The organism is Halobellus sp. EA9 (genome assembly GCF_051195055.1).
GTDB lineage: Archaea > Halobacteriota > Halobacteria > Halobacteriales > Haloferacaceae > Haloquadratum > Haloquadratum rubicundus.
Window position 1 is genome coordinate 245,653 of record NZ_JBNTJW010000004.1, and the last position, 19,695, is coordinate 265,347.

Genomic DNA, 19,695 nt, shown 5'->3' on the forward strand with positions numbered 1-19,695 from the left:
CGACCGCCCGGTCAGGCCGGCAGGTCCATCGCCACCGTCGTTCCGGAGCCGTCCGCCGTGATCAGCCGCAGGTCCCCGCCGCGCGCGTCCGCGACCCACTTGACGAGCCACAGCCCCAGCCCCGAGGCGTGCTGGAGCTGTGTGATCTCCCGGTTCTCGGCGACGACGGACCACTCCGTCTCGGGGATGCCCGACCCGTCGTCGGTGACCGCGAACCGGATCGCTCCCTCGTCGGTGTCGGTGACCGCGACCTCGACGACCGAGTCCGGCTCGGGGGTCCCGTACTCGATCGCGTTTTCGAGCAGTTCCCGCAGCGCGCTCTCGACCAGTTCGTCGTACCGGACGGGCGCCGCCACGTCGACGGCGACCCGAACGTCGACCGCGTCGGACCCGACCGTCGTGGCGACGAGCCCTCGGAGCCGCGATTCGGTCTCCTCGGGCGAGAGCCGGTCGCTCTCGGCGTCGCTGTTCCGCAGCACGCGCTGTATGGCCTGGGCCGTCTCGCTCGTGTCGACGAGCGACCGGCAGGCGCTTGCGATCTCGGTCGCGTGCTCGACGAGCCGGTCGTCGTCGGCCTCGGACTTGATGAGGTCTGCCCGGCCCTGGATGACGTTGGTCCGGTTCCGGAGGTTGTGCCGGAGGAGCCGATGCAGCACCTGGAGGTGCGTGCCCTGCCGCTTGACCTCCGTCACGTCGGTCAACACGACGAACGCCCGTTCGACGTCGCCGCTCCTGTATGGGACGCTCCGGAGCAGGTAGGCGTTCACCCCGCCGTCGGTCCGGGCGCGGACCTCGCGTTCGATCCCGGTCTCGCGCTCGCTGACGTCTTCGAGCGCGTCCCGGATCTCGGCCGGGAGGGCGTCGCCGGCGTCGGCGAGCGGGACGCCCTCCAGGTCGTCGTCGGTCCCGTCGGCCAGGTCGACGAACGGCTCGTTGGCGGCGTTGATCTCCGCCCCCTCGCCCCCGAACGACAGATCGACGAGCGGATCGGTCAGCGAGCCGAACAGTTCGGAAAACCGCGTGTGCTGACGGGACGCCTCCTCCTGTGCCAGGCGCAGTTCGCGGATGTTCTGGACGGTCCCGACCACGCCGTCCCCGCTGGGCTGGGCGATCGGCGTCGCCGAGATCCGGGCGGGGACCACGCCGCCGTCGCGGGTCTCCAGGCCCGTCTCGACGGCGTCGGAGCCGCCCGAAAGCGAAACCAGCCGCTCGGCGACCGCGTCGTCGTCGAGGACGTCCGCGATGTTCGCGCCGACGAGCCGCGAGCGCGTCGTCCCGAGCGTCTCCGCCAGCGACTCGGTCACCAGCGTGAACGCGCCCTCGTCGTCGATGGTGAACAGCATGTCGTCGACCGTCTCGACGAGCGCCTCGTACCGCCGCCGCTCCTGGTCGCGCTCGACGCGCTCGAACACCGATTCGGCGGTCGCAGAAAGCAGTTCGAGGAAGCGCCGCTCGTCCTCGCTGAATCCGTCCTCGTCCCGGTGGCCGACGCTGAGTACCCGCGAGTCGCCGATCGGGAGGTACATGCTCGCGTCGATCGGGGTGTCCGGGAGGTGGTCCTCGTCGGTGGCGGTGACGGTTCGGCCCTCGGTGAACGCCGTCCCGACGTGGCCCTCGTCGGCGTCGTAGCGCGGCCGCTCGCCCAGCGTCCCGGCGACCCCGTCGGACGCCGCGATCGGGACGAGCTCGTCGGTCGCCGCGTCGTGTTCGCGGACGACCGCGCCGTCGGTCTCGATGGTGTTGGCCGCGACGTCGACGACCCGCTCTGCGACCGCCGCGGTCGTCTCGGCGGCGACCATATCCTGGGTCGCCTCCAGCAGATTGTTCAGGATCCGCTGGCGCCGACGCTGGCGGCTGATGTCCCGGAGGGTGCCCACGGTCCCGGAGAAGGAGCCGTCCTCCAGCGGCCGCAGCGTCATCCGGTCGGTACACGGGATCCGCTCGCCGTCTTTCGTGATCAGTTCGACGTCGAGCTTGGCGATCGAGATGTCCCGTTCCTCGGCGTCGCCGGTCTCCCGAAGCAGTTCTCTGAGGGCGTCTTCGGCCTCCTCGACGGTCCAGTCGTCCTTGATCAGGTGGACCGACGAGCCCAGGAACTCCTCGCGGTCGTAGCCGGTGATCTCACACAGCGCGTCGTTGACGAAGATGAACCGCCCCTCCTCGTCGAGGATGTAGACGGCGTCGCCGACGGTCTTCACCAGGTACTCGTACAGCGTCTGATCCGTCGCGCCCCGCCGCTTTGCGGTGATCTCGCGGACGTAGGCCGCCGCCCCGTCGTCGTCCGGGTAGATCGTGACCTCGAACCACCGATCGTCGGGCGTCGTGACCTCCTCCCGCGTCACCTCGCCCGTCTCTCGGGCCTCCCGGAGTTCGCCCCTGATCTGTTCGGCCGACGCGGGCGTGAGGACGTCCCACAGCGACGCCCCGACGGCGTCGGCGTCGTCGACGTCGAGGAACCCCTCCGCCGCGCTGTTGAGGTAGGTCACGGCGTCGTCGCCGTCCACCTCGATGATCCCGTCGTCGATGCGCTCTAACGCCCGGACCGGGCCGCCGTCGGTGCCCGCGGCTCGGTCCGGATCGGTGCCCGCGTCGCCCCCGCCGACGCTTCCGAACGCGCGTTCGGCCTTCGCCGCGAGGAGCGCGGGGTCGTCTCCCGGCGTCCAGGTCAGGGCGTCGACCGCGCCGGCGTCGAGCGCCCGCGCGGCCGCCGCGGCATCGGTCGACACCCAGACCGTCGGGCGATCGATGCGCTCCGGGACGGCGTCGGCGCCGGCGGCGAACACGATGGCTCCGGCGTCCTTCGGAGAGGGCGAATCGGCGCCGAACGCCGCGACGTCGGCGAGTTCGCCGATGGCGAGTTCGGTCGTGGCCGCGAGCGTTTCCAGCACGGATTCGAGCTCGTCTCGTGTGGCGGTGTACTCGCCGTCCACGTACGGACGGACGGACAGAGCGTGCGTTTCCGAGACGGGAGACATTTGGTTTTAGAACCATCTCAGGACTGTTACTTCAACGTTGGTGCCTGCTTATCAGATGTGATCTTCTCGGGATCCGGCCGCCACGTGGGCTCGTCCCCCCGGCCGATGACCCGATTATCTCTATCCTCGACCGGTACCGCCGGCCCGCCGGAGCGAGGCGACGAATCGGGTGGACAGCAACACCAAACACTATGAGGGGCCGCCGCTCCCGACTAGGAGTATGGCCGAGATGGTCCCGCTCACGGTCGTCGACGGCGACGAGGAGACGGTCGTCGAGGTCGAACGCGGCGCGACCCTCCGCGAGGCGCTCCGCGAGCGCGGCTTTTCGGTCTACGGGACGGTCTCGCGGCACGCCAACTGCGGCGGTCGCGGGCTCTGTGCGACCTGCACCGTCGAGGTCGATCCCGCGCCGGAGCCGACCCACTGGCACGACGCCGCCGCGGTGCGGTTCGGCTATCCCCGGCTTTCCTGTCAGATCGCGGTCACGGAGCCGATGACGGTCAGGCTCCTCGACAAGCGCGTGTGGGGCCAGATCCTGCCGCGGCGGCGCGACGGGAGCGAGGACGGCGGCGACACGCCCGGTGAGGACTGATAGTAATTACTCTCGTCTCTTACCGCCGAACGCCGTTACCGGGGGTGGCGTTCGGCGGTAAACAGTGAGAGTAATCACTATGAGTGCGTCGCGCGCGGCTCCCTCCGCGCCGATGGAGAAACGACTTTGCCGCCGGAGTTCCCCCTCCCAACTATGACTCGTCTCGCTCCCCGTTCTCTCGCTCCCGCCCCGAGGGGTTCCCCGGCCCGACCCGCTCGGAGGTGCGGCGCGTGAAGGTCGCCGAGGTCGTCCCGGAGTTCGCCGACGCCTTCGGCTTCGATGAGTTCAACCGGATGCAGCGGGAGGCCGCGCCGGCGATCCTCGAACGCGACGAGAACGTCGTCGCGGCCGCGCCGACCGCCTCCGGCAAGACGGCGCTCGCGGAGCTGGCGATCTGCCGCACGCTCGCCGACGGCGGCACCGCGCTCTTCGTCGCGCCCCTGCGCGCGCTCACGAACGAGAAGGAATCCGAATGGGAGCGCTTCGAGGAACTCGGCTACTCGGTCTACGTCGTCACCGGCGAGCGCGACCTCAACCCCCGGCGGGCCGAGCGCGCGGACATCCTCGTGATGACGCCCGAGAAGACCGACTCCGCGACGCGGAAACACGACTCGGCGCGCTACTCCTTCGTCGCCGACGTCGACTGCGTCGTCATCGACGAGGTCCACCTGCTCGATTCGGACACCCGCGGCGGCGTGCTGGAAGTGACCGTTTCGCGACTCCGCCGGATCTGCGACCCCCGGATCGTGGCGCTGTCGGCGACGATGCCCAACATCGAGGACGTCGCGGCGTGGCTCGATGCGGTCCCGCAGACGACCTTCGAGTTCGGCGACGAGTACCGCCCGGTCGACCTCCACGCGGGCGTGAAGACCTACTCCCACGGCGACAACGCCTTCGCCGACAAGTACCGGCGGCTCTACACCGCCTTGGACCTCGCCGAAGAGCACATCCGCGAGGACGGCCAGGCGCTCGTGTTCGTCTCCTCGCGGCAGGACGCCGTCCGCGCGGCCGGCAAATCGCGGGACGTTATCGCCGAGCGCGACATCCCGATGGGCGCCCGCGGCGACTACGACTTCCACAATCAGGCCAAAGAACTCGACGACGACGCGCTCGCGAAGGGCGTCCCCGACGGCGTCGCCTTCCACCACGCGGGGCTCTCGAAGGACGACCGCGACCGCGTCGAGTCGTGGTTCAAGGAGGGCAAGATCCAGCTGCTCTTCTCGACGTCGACGCTCGCGTGGGGCGTGAACCTCCCCGCGCGCTGCGTCGTCATCCGCGACACGAAGTACCACGACCCGCTGGAAGGCGAGGTCGACATCTCGCCGCTCGACATCCTCCAGATGCTCGGGCGCGCGGGGCGGCCAGGCTACGACGACGTCGGCTACGGCTGGGTCGTCTGCGACCGCGCGGACGCCGACAAGTACCGACGCCTGCTCCGGGACGGCAAGGAGATCGAGTCCCGACTCGCGGAGGACCTCGACTCCCACCTCAACGCCGAGATCGCGATGGGAACGATCCGGGACCTCGACGACGTGCTCTCGTGGCTGGAGACGACGTTCTACTACCGGCGCGCGCAGTCGAAGCCCGACGCATACGACTTCGCGAACCTCCGCGACCGGGTGCGGGAGACCCTGGAATCGCTCGTCGACCGGGGCTTCGTCGAGATGGGCGAGGACCTCTCGGTCGGCGGGACGGCGCTCGGCCGCCTCGCCTCGAAGTACTACCTCCGGCTCGAGACCGCAGAGCGCTTCCGCGACCTCTGCGCGCGGGAGACGATCGACGCCGACGGGGTCCTGGAGACGGTCGCGGGCGCCGCGGAGTTCCGCTCGGTCTCGGCCAGGCAGTCCGAGTCCGACGCCGTCGACGCGGTGCTCTCGGACGTCGCGACCGACCTGGAGGACGGCCCCCGGAAGGTGCTGGCGATCCTCCACGCCGGGATGCAGAACAGCACCCCCGCGGACCTGCGCTCGGACGCGTGGATCATCCGGCAGAACGCGCTCAGGCTCCTCTCGGCGCTCCGGGAGTTCCTCGCCGAGTTCGCGGGCCCGCGGGCGGCCAACCTCGCGCGCCGCGTCGAGGCCCGCGTCGAACACGGCGTCCCGCGGGAGGCGGTCGGGCTCACCGCCGTCGACGGCATCGGCCCGAACCGCGCGCGGACGCTCGCGACGGGCGGGCTCCGCAGTCCTGCGGACGTCGTCGACGCCGGCACCGACGAACTCGAACGGGCCGGGCTCTCGGCGGGCGTCGCCGAGCGCGTCGTCGAGAACGCCCGCTCGCACCCCGCGATCGACGTCTCCTGGGGCGACTTCCCCGACAGCGTCGCCGCCGGCGAGAACGAGCTGTGTGAGGTCGTCGTCCGCAACCGCGGCGGCGGCGCGGCCGTGGGCGTCCGCGTGACGGTCAACGACGTCGAGATGACGACGAAAGAGGCGTACCTCTCGGAGTCGCTTTCGGTCCCGGTCGGCGTCTTCGGCGCCGACGCCGACGAACTGGAGTACGCCGTCGAGGTGACGTTCCCCGAGGCGCCGCTGTACCCGGTGCGGGCGACGCGGACCGTCGCCGTCGAGTAGGAGCTACTCGCTCCCCAGGAAGACCCGCCGGAGTCCGTCCGGGCCGTCGGCGACGACGTCCGCGCGCGAGAGGTCCAACTCCGCGTTGTGCGTCGTCCGGAACGCGACGGTGAAGGCGCCCGCCCGCACGGCGGCCTCGATGCCGTGGAGCGAGTCCTCGACCACGACGCAGTCGGCGGGTTCGACGCCGAGTTCCGCCGCCGCGCGCTCGTAGATGTGCGGTTCGGGCTTCCCCGGCTCGTCGATGTCCTCGGCGCTCAGCACCAGATCGAGCGGGCCGAGATCGAACCGCTCGCGGACGATCGCGATCCACGACTGCGGCGCCGACGAGACGATCGCGAGCGGTCGGCCCTCGGCTCTGAGAGAACCGAACAGCGCCGGGATCCCCTCGGTCAGCGTCACGTCCTCGCCGTACAGCGACCCGGCGCGGTCCTGGTAGGCCGCGACGAACTCGTCCTTCGTCACGGTCGTCCCGTACTCCCGGTCGAGGTAGTCGTAGATTTCGTAATACGGCATCCCCGTCACCTCCTCGTGGGCGGGGTCGCCGCCCTCGATCGCCGCCGCGAAGACCCACTCGTCCTCGAAGCGGTGCCAGTAGGTCTCCGAGTCGACGAGCACGCCGTCCATATCGAACAGCACCGGGCCGTCGGGCAGTGCCGATCGGCCGCCGCCGTCGCCATCGTCTCCGCCGTCGCCTGCGTCCATACCCCCCGTCGCACGCCTTCGGACAAAGACCTTCGCGAGTGGGTTCTTGACCGAGGACGGGACCACCCCCGCTGTATGTCCGAGACGATCCGCGTCTTCGCCGGCGATTGCACGACGACCTTCGAGGGCGCCCGCGACGGCGCCCGCACGCACCGCGGCCGCGTCGCGGTCGTGGTCAAGCCCGACCGCACCGTACTCGTCCACGACGCCGACGGCTACCAGCCCGTGGCGTGGCTGACGCGCCCCGACTCCCTGACGGTCGAGACCGATGCCGGGGGGTTCGGCCTCGTCGCCCGCGCCGACGACCAGGCCCTCCGCGTCGTCGCCAACGAGTCCTCGGGCTGGGTCGAGTACCCGGTCACGGAGGCGGGCGTGCCGGTCGGCTCGCACCCGGAGACGGGCGAGCCGCTGGTCCGCGCGGGCGGCGCCGTGATCGGTCTCGATTCGGATGCCAGATTCCCGCTCCCGGCGGGCGCGACAGTCCTCGACGACACCTGCGACGAGTGCGGCCTGCCGACGATTCGCGCGGAGGCCGGCGACGCCTTCGAGCTCTGTCTCGACCGCTCGTGTGCGTCGCTCGACGACGCCGTCCGCGAGCGGTTCGACCGCGCGTGGACCTGTCCGGACTGCGGTTCGGACCTCCGGATCATCCGCCGGGGCGGCCGCCTGCTCGCCGGCTGCGACGCCTACCCGGACTGCGAGGCGGCCTTTTCGATCCCCGCTGGCGTCGTCGTCGACGAGTGCGCCTGCGGGCTGCCGGTCTTCGAGACGGCGCGGGGCCGTCGCTGTCTCGACGGGACCTGCGACCGCTTCGAGGGGTGATCCGGCCCACCCGCCGACCGCAGGCCCTATGTCCCCGCCGCGTCCGCTCTCGGGTATGGAGGGGACACTGGCCGACGGGGTGGTCCGCGTCGGCGGCGACGCCAGACAGCGGTTCTACGACTCCCGGGGCTACGGCCGGCCGCTCGACCGGAACCGCATCGAACTGGCGCCCGTCGAGGCCGCCCACCTGCTCGCGCGCGGCGACCTCGACGCCGTCGTGGACGGGTCCGGGAGCGGCGACGGCGGCGCCTCGCGCCGCCTCGACTTCCGCGCGTACCTCGCCCGGACGGGCGCGACGCTCCGCTTCGCGGTCTACAAGGACCTCCGCGATCGGGGCTTCTACCTCTCGCCCGCCCGCGCGGAGTGGCCGGGCGTCGGCGGCGACGCGGCCGGTTCCGACGACGTCGACTTCGTCGTCTACCCCCGGGGGAAGGGCCCCTGGGACGACGAGATCGCCTACCGGATCCGGGTCGCGGGCGAGCGCGAGCCCGTCCGCGCGGACTCCCTCGGCGGCGTCACCCTCGCGGTCGTCGACGAGGACGGCGAGCTGACGTACTTCGAGACCGACCGCGAGCCCGATCTCGTCGCCGGCGCGGAGGGGGAACCCGCCGACGACGTCTCCGCAGGCGGCGATCGGACCGTCGCTCCCGACGCGGACGCCGAGCCGTCGCTCCCCGAGGAGGTCGCCGCCGACCTCCTCGGCGACCGCGTCGTCTGCTACGGCGACGCCGACGCGCTCTACGAGCGGCGGTTCTACGGCCAGCGGCTGTTCGGCCGCAACGCCGAGGAGGGGCCGATCCAGCTCTCGCTCGTCGAGGGCGCGTACCTCGCCCAGCGCGGCGTCGTGGACGCGGACCCCGCGGCCGTGGTCGCGCTCGGCCGGGAGGTCGAGGGCGAGCGCTTCGACCGCCGGCTGCGGACCTACGCGGACCTGCGGGACCGCGGCGTCGTCCCCAAGAGCGGCTTCAAGTTCGGGGCGGACTTCCGGGTGTACGCCGAGTTCACGGACGTCGACTCGCTCTCGCACTCGACGGACCTCGTGCGCGTGGTCGCGCCCGACCGCGTCTTCTACCCGCGGGACCTCTCGCTCGACGTCCGGCTCGCCGGCGGGGTCCGGAAGCGAATGGTTTTTGCGCTCACCGCGGCCAACGGCGAGATAGACTGGCTCTCGGTTGCCCGACTCACCCCGTGAGCCACTCCCGCATATGACACGAGACCACGACGCTCCCGAGCGCGAGGCGGCGGACGACGAGCAGACGCGACCGGCGCGTCCGGACGGCGGCGCGGACGCCGACAGCGCCGCCGGCGCCGACGACGTCGCGCTCGACCCGTGGGGCTCTTCGACGATCGCCGACTACCGGAAGCTCTTCGAGGAGTTCGGCATCGGCGAGTTCGACGACGTCCTCGCGGAGGTCCCGAACCCCCACTACCTGATGCGCCGGGGCGTCATCTTCGGCCACCGCGACTACGAGCCCGTCGCCGAGGCGTTGCGCGAGGGCGAGGAGGCGGCCGTCCTCTCGGGCTTCATGCCGACCGGCGACCCCCACATCGGCCACAAACTGGTCTTCGACGAGATCATCTGGCACCAGGAGCAGGGCGCCGACGCCTACGGGCTGATCGCCGACCTGGAGGCTCACTCGGCCCGCGGGATGAGCTGGGAAGAGATCGACGAGCACGCCCGCGATTACCTCCTCAGCCTGCTCGCGCTCGGCTTCGACCCCGAGGAGGGCGAGCTCTACCGCCAATCGGAGAACCGGGAGCTTCAGGATCTGGCCTTCGAGCTCGGCTCGAAGGCGAACTTCTCGGAGTTCCAGGGCATCTACGGCTTCGACGGCGAGACCAACGTCTCGCACATGCAGTCGGTCGTGACCCAGATGGCCGACATCCTCTATCCGCAGTTAGACGAGCCCAAGCCGACGGTCATTCCCGTGGGTCCGGACCAGGACCCCCACGTCCGCTTCGCCCGGGACCTCGCGGCGCGGATGCGCTTCTTCGGCGTGACGGAGGCGTACGCGAGCTTCGAGCTCGACGACGCCGAGCGCGCGCTCGTCGGCGCCGTCTACGAGAAGCGCGACGAGTACGCCGAAGAGCCCGACCGCCCGCGCTGTGAGGAGGCCGGCGCGTGGCTGGCCGAACTGGACGACGCGGACCTCGACGAACTCGGCGTCGTCGTCGACGACCGAGTGCGGGAGTCCGCGGTCGAGAAGCTCGACAACGGCGGGATGGAGCCGCTCCGCCCCCGCGTTCGCTTCCTCGATCTCAACGCGACCGACGAGGCCTTCGAGAGTCTGGTCGAGGCCATCGACGGCGAGAAGCGCCGCTACGACGAGCACGTCGACGCCTTCGATCTCGATCCCGAGGCGGCCGGAGAATTAGCGAGGGAGGTCGAACTCGACCACGGCGGCTACGGCTTCGTCCCGCCGTCGTCGATCTACCACCGATTTATGACCGGTCTCACCGGCGGAAAGATGTCGTCGTCGATCCCGGCCTCGCACATCTCCCTCCTGGACGACCCCGAGGAGGGCTACGACAAGGTGAAGGCCGCGACGACGGGCGGCCGCGACACCGCCGAGGAACAGCGCGAACTCGGGGGGAAGGCCGACGAGTGTCCCGTCTACGAGCTCTACGCGTACCTGCTCGCGGGCGACGACGACGAGTTCGCGAAGGAGGTCTACGACGAGTGCGTCGGCGGCGAGCGGCTCTGCGGCGGCTGCAAGGAGCAGGCCGCCGAACTGATGCGGGAGTTCCTCGAAGACCACCAGGAGAAACGCGAGGAGGTCGAAGCACTCCTCGAGGACCTCGACATCTCCCTGACGTCGTCGCGGCGGGGCGTCGCGCCGGGCGACGACTGACCGGGAACGGCGTCGCTACCCGATCGAGAGGTCGCCGCCGGTCGCCTCGCTCGCGCCCTCCTGCCACTCGATCTCGAACTCGATGGAGAGTTCGCCGTTCCCCTCCGCGGGCCCCTCGCGCTCGGCCTTCACCTCGAAGGCCGCCGTCGCGGGCGGATCCATCGTGATCGACTGCCCGCCCGCCGAAAGGGTGATCGCCCCGCCCGACTCTAGCTTCTTGGCGACCTCGCGGAGGTACGACGCGATCGCCGCTCGGTCCTGGGTGCTCTCGGACTCGAAGAGGACTTCTTCCGGCATACGTCTCCCTTCGCCGCACAGGCCGATAAACGCGCGCTCGATTCACCGTGCCAACAATCCGCACGATTTCGCAACGGTTTTGTCGGCGGCGGGTTCACCCACGCGTATGCGCCACGGACCCGACTCCGCGCGCGGCGTCGCCCGCCGATCGACCGACTCCGACGGGTCCGGCTTCTCCTTCGGGACCGCCTGACGACGGCGGACCCGGGGCCGAGGTGCGCCGACGTCCCGGCCCGGCGAAACCGTCCGATCCGGTCTCCCTGGCAGCGAAGCCCGCGGTCTTCGGAACTGCTAACTGGCGGCCGCGCAGTAGACGCGACAACGACTCCCCGATATCCAGAATGAAGCTCCCCGAATCACAGGTCGCGGCGCTGAACGCCGCGAGCGCGACGGACGAGACGCCGATCGATCGACTCGCCGAGGAGGCGGACCTGAAGCCCGAGACCGCGACGCAGGCGGTCTTCGAGCTCCGCGACGAGGGCCTGCTGGAGGTCACAGAACGCGAGTCGGTCGAGTACGAACTGACAGACGAGGGCGCCGAGTACGTCGAGGCGGGCCTCCCCGAGGTGCGGCTGTACCGCGCCGCCGTCGAGGCCGGCGCCGACGACGCCCCGGCGCAGATGGGCCGGATCATCGGATCCTCGGGCCTCGAAGGCCCCGAGGTCGACATCGCCCTGGCGAACTTCGGCCGGAAGGGCTACGGCGACATCGACAGCGGCGAGCTCTCGGCCGATCCCGACGCCGACGCGGACGACGACCCCGAGGCGGCCGCTCTCGCGTCCCTCGCCGAGGGCGGGAGCGTCGACGACGTCGACGCCGACGTCCTCGATCAGCTCGTCTCCCGGAATCTGCTGGACCGCCACGAGCGCGTCGTCCGGACGGTCACGCTCACCGACGCGGGCGTCACCGCGCTGATGGAGGGTGTCGAGACCGCCGAGACGGTCGACCGGCTCACGCCCGAGATGCTCACCTCCGGCGAGTGGCAGGACGTGGAGTTCACCGAGTACAACGTCGAGGCCGACGCGCCCGAGGTCCGGGGCGGCAAGACCCACGTCCTCCGCCAGACGGCCGAGCGCGTGAAGGACGTCCTCGTCGGGATGGGGTTCCAGGAGATGGAGGGACCCCACGCCGACGCGGACTTCTGGATCAACGACTGCCTGTTCATGCCGCAGGACCACCCCGCGCGGACCCACTGGGACCGCTTCGCGCTCGACGTGCCGCCGATCGACCACCTCCCCGAGGACCTGGTCGACCGCGTCGAGTCCGCCCACCGCGAGGGGGTCGGCGAGGACGGCGACGGCTACCACTCGCCCTGGTCCGAGGACTTCGCCCGCGCGGTCGCGCTCCGCGGCCACACCACGTCGCTGTCGATGCGCTACCTCTCGGGGACGGAAGTCGGCGAACTCGAACCCCCGCAGCGGTACTTCTCCGTCGAGAAGGTCTACCGCAACGACACGCTGGACGCGACCCACCTCCTGGAGTTCTTCCAGATCGAGGGCTGGGTGATGGCTGAAAATCTTTCAGTCCGGGACCTGATGGGCACCTTCGTGGAGTTCTACGAGCAGTTCGGCATCACCGACATCCAGTTCAAACCGCACTACAACCCCTACACCGAGCCCTCATTCGAGCTGTTCGGCAAGCACCCCACCACGGGCGAGCTCATCGAGATCGGCAACTCGGGGATGTTCCGCGACGAGGTGCTCGAACCGCTCGGCGTCGAACACGACGTGATGGCGTGGGGGCTCGCCCTGGAGCGCCTGGCGATGCTGACCACCGGCGCCGAGGACATCCGCGATCTGCACGGGACGCTGGCCGACCTTGACTTCCTCCGCGGCGTGGAGGTGACCTACTGATGCCCGTCGTCGACATCGACCCCGACGAACTCCGCGAGCTGACCGGTCACGACGAGAAGGACGACGAGGAATTGAAATCGGACCTCTTCGGCCTCGGCCTGGAGTTCGAAGGCGAGACCGAAGACGGCCTACTGCAGTTCGAGTTCGGGCCCGACAGGCTGGATCGCCTCTCGGTCGAGGGCGTCGCGCGCTCGCTGCGGTACCACTACGGCGACGACCGCGGCGTCCGGGTGCCCGACACCAACGACCCCGACTTCACCTACGTCGTCGACGAGGACGTCCCGGACGAACGTCCCTACGTCACGGGTGCGATCGTCCGCGGCGTCGACCTCGACGAGCGGAGCTTGGACTCGCTGATCCAGCTCCAGGAGAAGCTCCACGCCACGATGGGCCGCAAGCGCGCGAAGGGCGCGATCGGCATCCACGACCTGGTCGCGATCAAGGGCGAGGTCCTCCGCGAGGACGCGTCGGGCAACTCCATCACCTACACCGGGATCGAGCCCGACGGCGACACCTTCGTCCCGCTCGACAGCGACCGTGAGCTGACGCCCGCCGAGGTGCTCGAAGAGCACCCGACCGGCGAGACCTACGCCGACATCGTCGCCGACTACGACCGCTACCCCGCGATCTACGACGAGCTCGGGCTGTTCTCGTTCCCGCCGGTCATCAACGGCCGCCGCACCGAGGTCTCGACGGACTCGACTGACCTGCTCGTCGAACTCACCGGGACCGACCAGTGGACGATCGACCGGATGTGCAACATCATCTGCTACGCGCTCTCGGCGCGCGGGGCGACGATCGAGGAGGTCGAGATCGAGTACGAGGACCGTACCCTGGTCCGGCCGGACTTCGAGGTCGAGACCAAGTCGGTGAGCCACGATCGCATCGAGACGATGCTCGGCGTCGGCTTCGAGCCCGAGGAAGTCGTCGACCTCTTCGAGCGCTCCGGGCTGGACGCCGTCGTCGCGGACGACGAGGGCGAGAGCGCGGCCGAGGGCGAATCCGGCGATGGCGACGCCGCTACCACCTACGACGTGTCGATCCCGCCGTACCGCGTCGACGTGCTCCACCCGCTCGACCTCGTCGACGACGTCGGCCGCGCGTACGGCTTCGACGAGCTCGAACCCCGATACCCCGACATCGGGACCGTCGGCGGGCGCCACGAACGCTCGCGTCTGGAGGCGGCGACACGGAACACGCTCACCGGCCTGGGCTTCGAGGACCTCCTGAACTTCCACATGACCTCGGAGGAGGAGGCCTGCGACCGGATGAACGTCGAGGCCGGGACCGAGTACCTCGGCGGCGGCGAGCCCGTCGAGATCACCGAGCCCTACAGCGAGGACTACACGATCCTGCGGCAGTGGGCGCTGCCCTCGCTCGTGATGGTCTTGGAGAACAACACCCACCGCGCCTACCCGCAGGACCTCGCGGAGGTCGGCCTCGTGGCCGAGCGCGACGACGACGTGAACACTCGCGTGCGCGAGCGCCGGCACGTCGCGGGCGTGCTCGCGCGCCACGACGCCACCTACGAGGACGCGAAGGCCCGCCTGCAGGCGATCTGCCGGGACTTCGACGTCGATCTGGCGACGCCGCCGACCGAGCACCCCTCGTTCATCGACGGCCGCGTGGCCGCGGTCGAGATCGACGGCGAGGCGGTGGGCGTCGTGGGCGAGCTCCACCCCCGCGTCCTGGTCGAACACGACCTCGAACTGCCGGTGGCGGCCTTCGAGTTCGAGCTGGACGCGCTGGCGGACTGACCGCCTAATCGAGCCACTTAACAGCCCGCCCGCCGGTATTTCCGTCCAGGATGCCGAGCGGAGAATACGACCCCGACACCGTCGAGGCGAAGTGGCAAGACCGGTGGGTCGACGACGAGACCTACGCCTACGAGGGCGCCGCAGACCCCGACACCGCCTTCTCGATCGACTCGCCGCCGCCGACGGTATCGGGGAGCCTCCACTGGGGCCACGTCTACGGCTTCACGCTGCAGGACTTCGTCGCGCGCTTCAACCGGATGCGCGGCAAGGAGGTCTACTTCCCGTTCGGTTACGACGACAACGGCATCGCCTCCGAGCGCCTCGCCGAGGACGAACTCGACGTGCGCCACCAGGACTACGAGCGCCGGGAGTTCCAGCGGATGACCCAGGAGGTCTGCGCCGAGTACGAGGCCGAGTTCACAGAGAAGATGCAGGACCTCGGCATCTCGATCGACTGGAACCAGACCTACCAGACCATCTCGCCGGCGGTCCGGCGCATCTCCCAGCTCTCTTTCATCGACCTCTACGAGCAGGGTCGGGAGTACCGCCAGCGCGCGCCGGCGATCTGGTGTCCGGAGTGCGAGACGGCGATCTCGCAGGTCGAGACCGAAGACGACGAGCAGCCGAGCCACTTCCACGACATCGCCTTCGAGGTCGTCGGCAGCGGTGACGAGGACGAAGAGGAGTTCACTATCTCGACCACGCGGCCCGAACTCCTCCCCGCCTGCGTCGCGGTCTTCGTCCACCCCGACGACGACGAGAATCAGTACCTCGTCGGCGAGACCGCGCGGATCCCGCTGTTCGACCAGGAGGTCCCGATCCTCGAAGACGAGCGCGTCGATATGGAGACGGGCTCGGGCGTCGTGATGTGCTGTACCTTCGGCGACCAGACCGACATCGAGTGGTACCAGGCCCACGACCTCGACCTCCGGATCGCGATCGACGAGTCGGGGACGCTGACCGACGTCGCCGGCGAGTACGAGGGGCTCTCCTCCGAGGAGGCCCGCGAGGCCATCGTCGAGGACCTCGACGACGCGGGCGCGCTCTTGGACCGCTGGGAGATCACCCACACCGTGAACGTCCACGAGCGCTGCGGCACGGGCGTGGAGTTCCTCGTCAAGGACCAGTGGTACGTCGAACTGCTGGACAAGCGAGAGGAATACCTGCAGGCGGGGAGAGAGATGGACTGGTACCCCGAGAAGATGTTTACCAGATATCGAAACTGGATCGAGGGCCTCCAGTGGGACTGGTCGATCTCCCGCCAGCGCTCCTCGGGTATTCCGTTCCCGGTCTGGTACTGCGCCGAGTGCGACGAGCCGGTGCTGTCCGAGAAGGAGAACCTCCCGGTCGACCCGCTGAGCGACGAGCCGCCCGTCGACGCCTGTCCCGAGTGCGGCCACGATGAGTTCGAGCCCGAGGACGACGTCTTCGACACGTGGGCGACGTCGTCGCTGACGCCGCTGATCAACGCCGGGTGGGACTGGGACGGGGAAGAGTTCACCTTCGAGAACCCCGAGCTCTACCAGTTCGACCTCCGGCCGCAGGGCCACGACATCATCTCGTTTTGGCTCTTCCACACCGTCGTCAAGTGCTACGAGCACACCGGCGAGGTGCCGTTCGACAGCGTGATGATAAACGGGATGGTCCTCGACGAGAACCGCGAGAAGATGTCCAAGTCGAAGGGCAACATCGTCGCGCCCGACGAGGTCGTCTCGAAGTACCCGGTCGACGCGGCGCGCTACTGGGCCGCGGGCTCGGCCGTCGGCGACGACCTCCCCTACTCGGAGAAGGGCCTGCGGGCGGGCGAGAAACTCCTCCGGAAGCTCTGGAACGCTTCCAAGCTCGTCGAGAGCCTGACCGACGAGGCTCCCGAGGAGTTCGACCACGACGACCTCGCGGCGCTGGACCGCTGGCTGCTGGCCGAACTCGACCGCGAGATCGAGCGGCTGACAGAGCGCTTCGCCGACCGGGAGTTCTCGAAGGCGCGCGACGGCCTGCGGGGCTTCTTCTGGCACACCTTCTGCGACGACTACCTGGAGATCGCGAAACAGCGCGTCCGCGACGGCGGCGACCCCTCCGCGGCCTACACGCTGGAGGTCGCCCACCGGCGGTTCCTCAAGCTCTTCGCGCCCATCCTCGCGCACGCGACCGAGGAGCTGTGGCACGATATGCACGGCGACGGGAGCGTCCATCGGACCGAGTGGCCCGAGCCGCTCGGGGTCGACGCCGACTTCGCGGCCGGCGAGACGGCGATGGCCGTCGTCGGCGCGCTCCGCAAGTACAAGAGCGACGAACAGCTGCCGATGAACGCCGCGCTCGACCGCGTCGAGATCTGGGGCGACGTCTCCGGGTTCGAAGACGACATCTCCGGCGTGATGCACGTCGAGGAGCTGGCGACCCTGGAGGAGCGCCCGGCGGTCGAGTCGGTCGTCACCGGCGTCGACCTCGATTACTCGCTCGTCGGCCCGGAGTTCGGCAGCCAAGTGCCGGACATCGAGGCCGCGATCGAGGCGGGCGACTACGAGGTCGTCGACGGCGAACTCCACGCCGCGGGCGCCGAGCTCGGCGCGGAAATGTTCGAGATCGAAGAGGAGCGGCAGTACCTCGGCGAGGGCGAGATGGTCGAAGCCGGCGACGCGATCGTCGTCGTCCACGACGAGGCGTAACGGTCTCGCTCGACCCGTCGCTGGCTTTTATAGGTCCGCGGCGACCGCGTCCTCGATCCGATCGAAGCCGTCCCGGTCCAGCAGTTCGAGCAGTCCCTCGTTGATGTCGCGTGCGAGCGTCGGGCCCTCGTAGACCAGGCCGGTGTAGAGCTGGACGAGGCTCGCGCCCGCACGGATCTTCGCGTACGCGCCCGCGGCGTCGGAGACCCCGCCGACGCCGACGACGGGGGCGTCCGTGCGCTCGGCGACGAACCGAACCATCTCGGTCGCACGGTCCTCGATCGGCGCGCCCGAGAGCCCGCCCTTCTCGGCCCGGTTGGGGCTCCGGAGGCCCTCGGGCCGGTCGGTCGTCGTGTTGGTGGCGATGACGCCGTCGAGGTCGAAGTCGTCGACGACCGCGAGGGCGTCCTCGATCGCCGGCTCGGGGAGGTCCGGCGAGAGCTTCACCAGGAGGGGCGCGGCGCCGGCGTCGACGAGTTCGCCGAGGATCGCCTCCAGGGAGTCGCGGTTCTGGAGCTCGCGCATTCCCTCGCTGTTCGGACAGGAGACGTTGACCGCGAGGTAGTCGGCGCTGTCGGCCACCTGTTCGTACGTGTAGCGGTAGTCCTCGGGGGCGTCGTCGGCGTCGGTCGCCTCCGAGAGCGCGACGTTGACGCCGACGGGGATCCCCGGATCGGGGCCGGTCCGAAGCCGCTCGCCGACGGCGTCGGCGCCCTCGTTGTTGAGGCCCATCCGGTTGACGATCGCCCGGTCTTCGACGAGGCGGAACATCCGCGGACGGGGATTGCCGGGCTGTGCGCGGGCGGTGACGCCACCGACCTCGACGTGGCCGAAGCCGAGCGCGCCGAGGATCGCGGGGAGTTCGGCGTTCTTGTCGAAGCCGGCGGCGACGCCGACCGGATTGGGAAAGGACTCGCCGAACGCCTCGACCCGCAGGCGGTCGTCGTCGACGGCGAGTCGCCGCCGGAGCGCGTCCTCGGCCGGGGTGTGCTGGACGGCTCGCAGCCCGCGGTGGACGAGCCGGTGGGCGGTCTCGGCGGGCAGCGAGAACAGAACTGGTCCGGCCGCGCGGTAGGCCGATCGGATCACGGCGTCGCCCACCCTCGGCTGTCGTCTCGCCGGTCTCCCCCTCGCGACCGGTCGGACCCTCGGATCATCCCTCAGAAATCGTGTTCGACGTCGTCGGGGTCGGCCTTCTGGATGATGATCTTGCCGTCCCGGACCCGAACGAACACCTCGTCGCCGATCTCCATCCCGGCCACGGCGAGTTCGTCCTCGTGGAGGTTCACGTGGACGTTGTGGTACTCGCCGTGTTCGTCTTTCGCGCCACTCGGGCTGAGTTTCTTTTTCCGAACCATCGGAGCTGTCTAGCCGAAGGTTCGCCGCAGGATATACATAAGTGTTGTTTACGCCCTGTCCATCTGATTCGTTCGATTGGGGGACGCTCGCCGCCGGACGCCGACCTGGCGCCGAACGATCGGGCCTCCGCCGTTCGGGATCTCCGATGACGGAGCGGCGATTCGCGCGCGAAATCCCCGTACCGCAGTCCATTTTGCCGGTATATTTAAGCCAGACCATGTGTTTCCTTGACATAGAGGTACGAACAATGGTACGCGAGGACGGCAAGCGGAATTTCGTGATGCTCGAAGACGGCGAAAAGACCAAGCAGTTCACCGGCCGGATGCCGCGACAGGCGGCCCTGAAGGCGGCCCGTCGGCTCGAAGGCTACGAGTCCTACGGGTCCGAGGACGAGGCCAAGGAGGATCCGACGGAGATCAGACTGCTCGAACGAGGGACCGACCGAGTCCACATCTACGACGCCTGGGCCTGGCACGACAGCGCGCCGGACGACAAACCGGGGTGGATGCAGGACAACGAGGTGTCGACAGTCACTCGGGGCAACGTCTCGAAACAGGGAATCGAACACATCGACAAGTAGCGTCGCCGTCCCGTCCGCGCGCTGGCCGCCCGCCGACGTAGGGCCGTCTCTCGCCAGCGTCGGAGACCGTCCCACCGGGTTCGACACCGCTTTGTCCGTCCCGCAGTAACGGATTTCCGCGCGGTTATCATCCGAGTAGACCGCACGCGCGACGCGTGGGATGACGGCTCGGCCTCCGACCGCGCGATATTCCGATCACGCCCGCGTGCGTGTGCAGTAACACTTCGTCGAGTCGCATCGTTCGGCCCTCGCCCTCTCGGTGTGAAATCGCATAACGAAGCGGGGACGGTTCGACGGCCTTTTATGTAACCCCGGCATTCGGATTAGTACGCGGAAGCCCGCCCGGGACGCCCCGGACGGGACCTCGCCGGAACGCACTCGCAGAGCGCGTCGGCGCCGCCGACTCGGAGATGGGTCGTGGCGATACGACGGGCTTAAGTATTCGAGTCGGTTCCGGTTGAATGCGAACGACACACCGCGACTGGGCGCGGTTCGATCCCGTGCCCGATCGGACACGCCGACTTCGGTCGGCAGCGAGGTGGATCGGTGCCTTTATGGCTCCGAGCGACCTACGCTTACGTCCGCAAGAGATGAGGATTCCACCCCTGCGGTCCGCCGTACAGATGGGATCTGATGTTAGCCTTGGTGGTTCGGTGACACCTGTCTG

At 69.5% G+C, this 19,695-nt stretch carries 14 protein-coding genes; 9 read left to right on the top strand and 5 right to left on the bottom strand.

Features of this window, described 5'->3' with window-relative positions; translation table 11 throughout:
• Positions 1-11 precede the first annotated feature (11 nt).
• A complete protein-coding gene (locus ACQUQ0_RS07390) occupies positions 12-2,975 on the bottom strand; it encodes a PAS domain S-box protein (protein ID WP_435184229.1) in 2,964 nt (987 codons plus the stop codon).
• A gap of 220 nt (positions 2,976-3,195) precedes the next feature.
• Between ACQUQ0_RS07390 and ACQUQ0_RS07395 the strand changes: the two genes are divergently transcribed.
• Together ACQUQ0_RS07395 and ACQUQ0_RS07400 are read left to right on the top strand one after the other, a co-directional pair.
• Positions 3,196-3,567, top strand: a complete 372-nt coding sequence (locus tag ACQUQ0_RS07395) for a 2Fe-2S iron-sulfur cluster-binding protein (RefSeq protein WP_435184231.1) — start codon at positions 3,196-3,198, stop codon at positions 3,565-3,567.
• A gap of 230 nt (positions 3,568-3,797) precedes the next feature.
• The gene (locus ACQUQ0_RS07400; protein WP_435184232.1) at positions 3,798-6,137 is read left to right on the top strand and encodes a DEAD/DEAH box helicase; all 2,340 of its coding nucleotides are present in this window, start codon (positions 3,798-3,800) and stop codon (positions 6,135-6,137) included.
• Between the two features lie 3 nt (positions 6,138-6,140).
• Here ACQUQ0_RS07400 and ACQUQ0_RS07405 read toward each other — a convergent pair whose 3' ends face one another.
• Positions 6,141-6,764 carry an HAD family hydrolase gene (locus ACQUQ0_RS07405; RefSeq protein WP_435184261.1) on the bottom strand — a complete coding sequence of 208 codons (624 nt, stop codon included), beginning with the start codon at positions 6,762-6,764 and terminating at the stop codon, positions 6,141-6,143.
• A gap of 153 nt (positions 6,765-6,917) precedes the next feature.
• Here ACQUQ0_RS07405 and ACQUQ0_RS07410 point away from each other — a divergent pair, with 153 nt between their 5' ends.
• Genes ACQUQ0_RS07410 through ACQUQ0_RS07420 form a run of 3 tightly spaced genes read left to right on the top strand, consistent with a single transcriptional unit; the run spans position 6,918 to position 10,516 of the window.
• A complete protein-coding gene (locus tag ACQUQ0_RS07410) occupies positions 6,918-7,664 on the top strand; it encodes a DUF91 domain-containing protein (protein WP_435184234.1) in 747 nt (248 codons plus the stop codon).
• Positions 7,665-7,719: 55 nt separating this feature from the next.
• Positions 7,720-8,856: a tRNA-intron lyase gene (endA, locus tag ACQUQ0_RS07415; protein ID WP_435184235.1), complete on the top strand. Its 1,137-nt coding sequence runs from the start codon at positions 7,720-7,722 to the stop codon at positions 8,854-8,856.
• A gap of 13 nt (positions 8,857-8,869) precedes the next feature.
• On the top strand, positions 8,870-10,516 hold the full coding sequence (locus ACQUQ0_RS07420; protein ID WP_435184236.1) for a tryptophan--tRNA ligase: 1,647 nt from the start codon (positions 8,870-8,872) through the stop codon (positions 10,514-10,516).
• A gap of 15 nt (positions 10,517-10,531) precedes the next feature.
• Here ACQUQ0_RS07420 and ACQUQ0_RS07425 read toward each other — a convergent pair whose 3' ends face one another.
• Positions 10,532-10,813 (bottom strand): amphi-Trp domain-containing protein, encoded by a 282-nt coding sequence (locus tag ACQUQ0_RS07425; RefSeq protein ID WP_435184238.1) that lies wholly within the window; start codon positions 10,811-10,813, stop codon positions 10,532-10,534.
• A 341-nt stretch (positions 10,814-11,154) separates the two neighbouring features.
• Here ACQUQ0_RS07425 and ACQUQ0_RS07430 point away from each other — a divergent pair, with 341 nt between their 5' ends.
• From ACQUQ0_RS07430 to ACQUQ0_RS07440, 3 genes are read left to right on the top strand one after another with little or no spacing between them, the layout of a single operon-like run.
• Positions 11,155-12,666 carry a phenylalanine--tRNA ligase subunit alpha gene (locus tag ACQUQ0_RS07430; RefSeq protein ID WP_435184239.1) on the top strand — a complete coding sequence of 504 codons (1,512 nt, stop codon included), beginning with the start codon at positions 11,155-11,157 and terminating at the stop codon, positions 12,664-12,666.
• Positions 12,666-14,423 (top strand): phenylalanine--tRNA ligase subunit beta, encoded by a 1,758-nt coding sequence (pheT, locus tag ACQUQ0_RS07435; RefSeq protein ID WP_435184241.1) that lies wholly within the window; start codon positions 12,666-12,668, stop codon positions 14,421-14,423. The genes ACQUQ0_RS07430 and pheT overlap by 1 nt, the downstream gene beginning before the upstream one ends.
• A gap of 50 nt (positions 14,424-14,473) precedes the next feature.
• Positions 14,474-17,089, top strand: coding sequence for a valine--tRNA ligase (locus tag ACQUQ0_RS07440; RefSeq protein WP_435184244.1), 2,616 nt, complete (start codon positions 14,474-14,476; stop codon positions 17,087-17,089).
• 27 nt (positions 17,090-17,116) lie between these two features.
• Here the strand turns inward: ACQUQ0_RS07440 and ACQUQ0_RS07445 are convergent, their stop codons facing one another.
• Complete coding sequence (locus ACQUQ0_RS07445) at positions 17,117-18,190, bottom strand: quinone-dependent dihydroorotate dehydrogenase (protein WP_435184245.1); 1,074 nt, start codon at positions 18,188-18,190, stop codon at positions 17,117-17,119.
• Positions 18,191-18,249: 59 nt separating this feature from the next.
• Positions 18,250-18,447 carry a hypothetical protein gene (locus tag ACQUQ0_RS07450; protein ID WP_372386932.1) on the bottom strand — a complete coding sequence of 66 codons (198 nt, stop codon included), beginning with the start codon at positions 18,445-18,447 and terminating at the stop codon, positions 18,250-18,252.
• A gap of 248 nt (positions 18,448-18,695) precedes the next feature.
• Here ACQUQ0_RS07450 and ACQUQ0_RS07455 point away from each other — a divergent pair, with 248 nt between their 5' ends.
• Positions 18,696-19,028, top strand: coding sequence for a non-histone chromosomal MC1 family protein (locus tag ACQUQ0_RS07455; protein WP_372386934.1), 333 nt, complete (start codon positions 18,696-18,698; stop codon positions 19,026-19,028).
• The last annotated feature ends 667 nt before the right edge of the window (positions 19,029-19,695 follow it).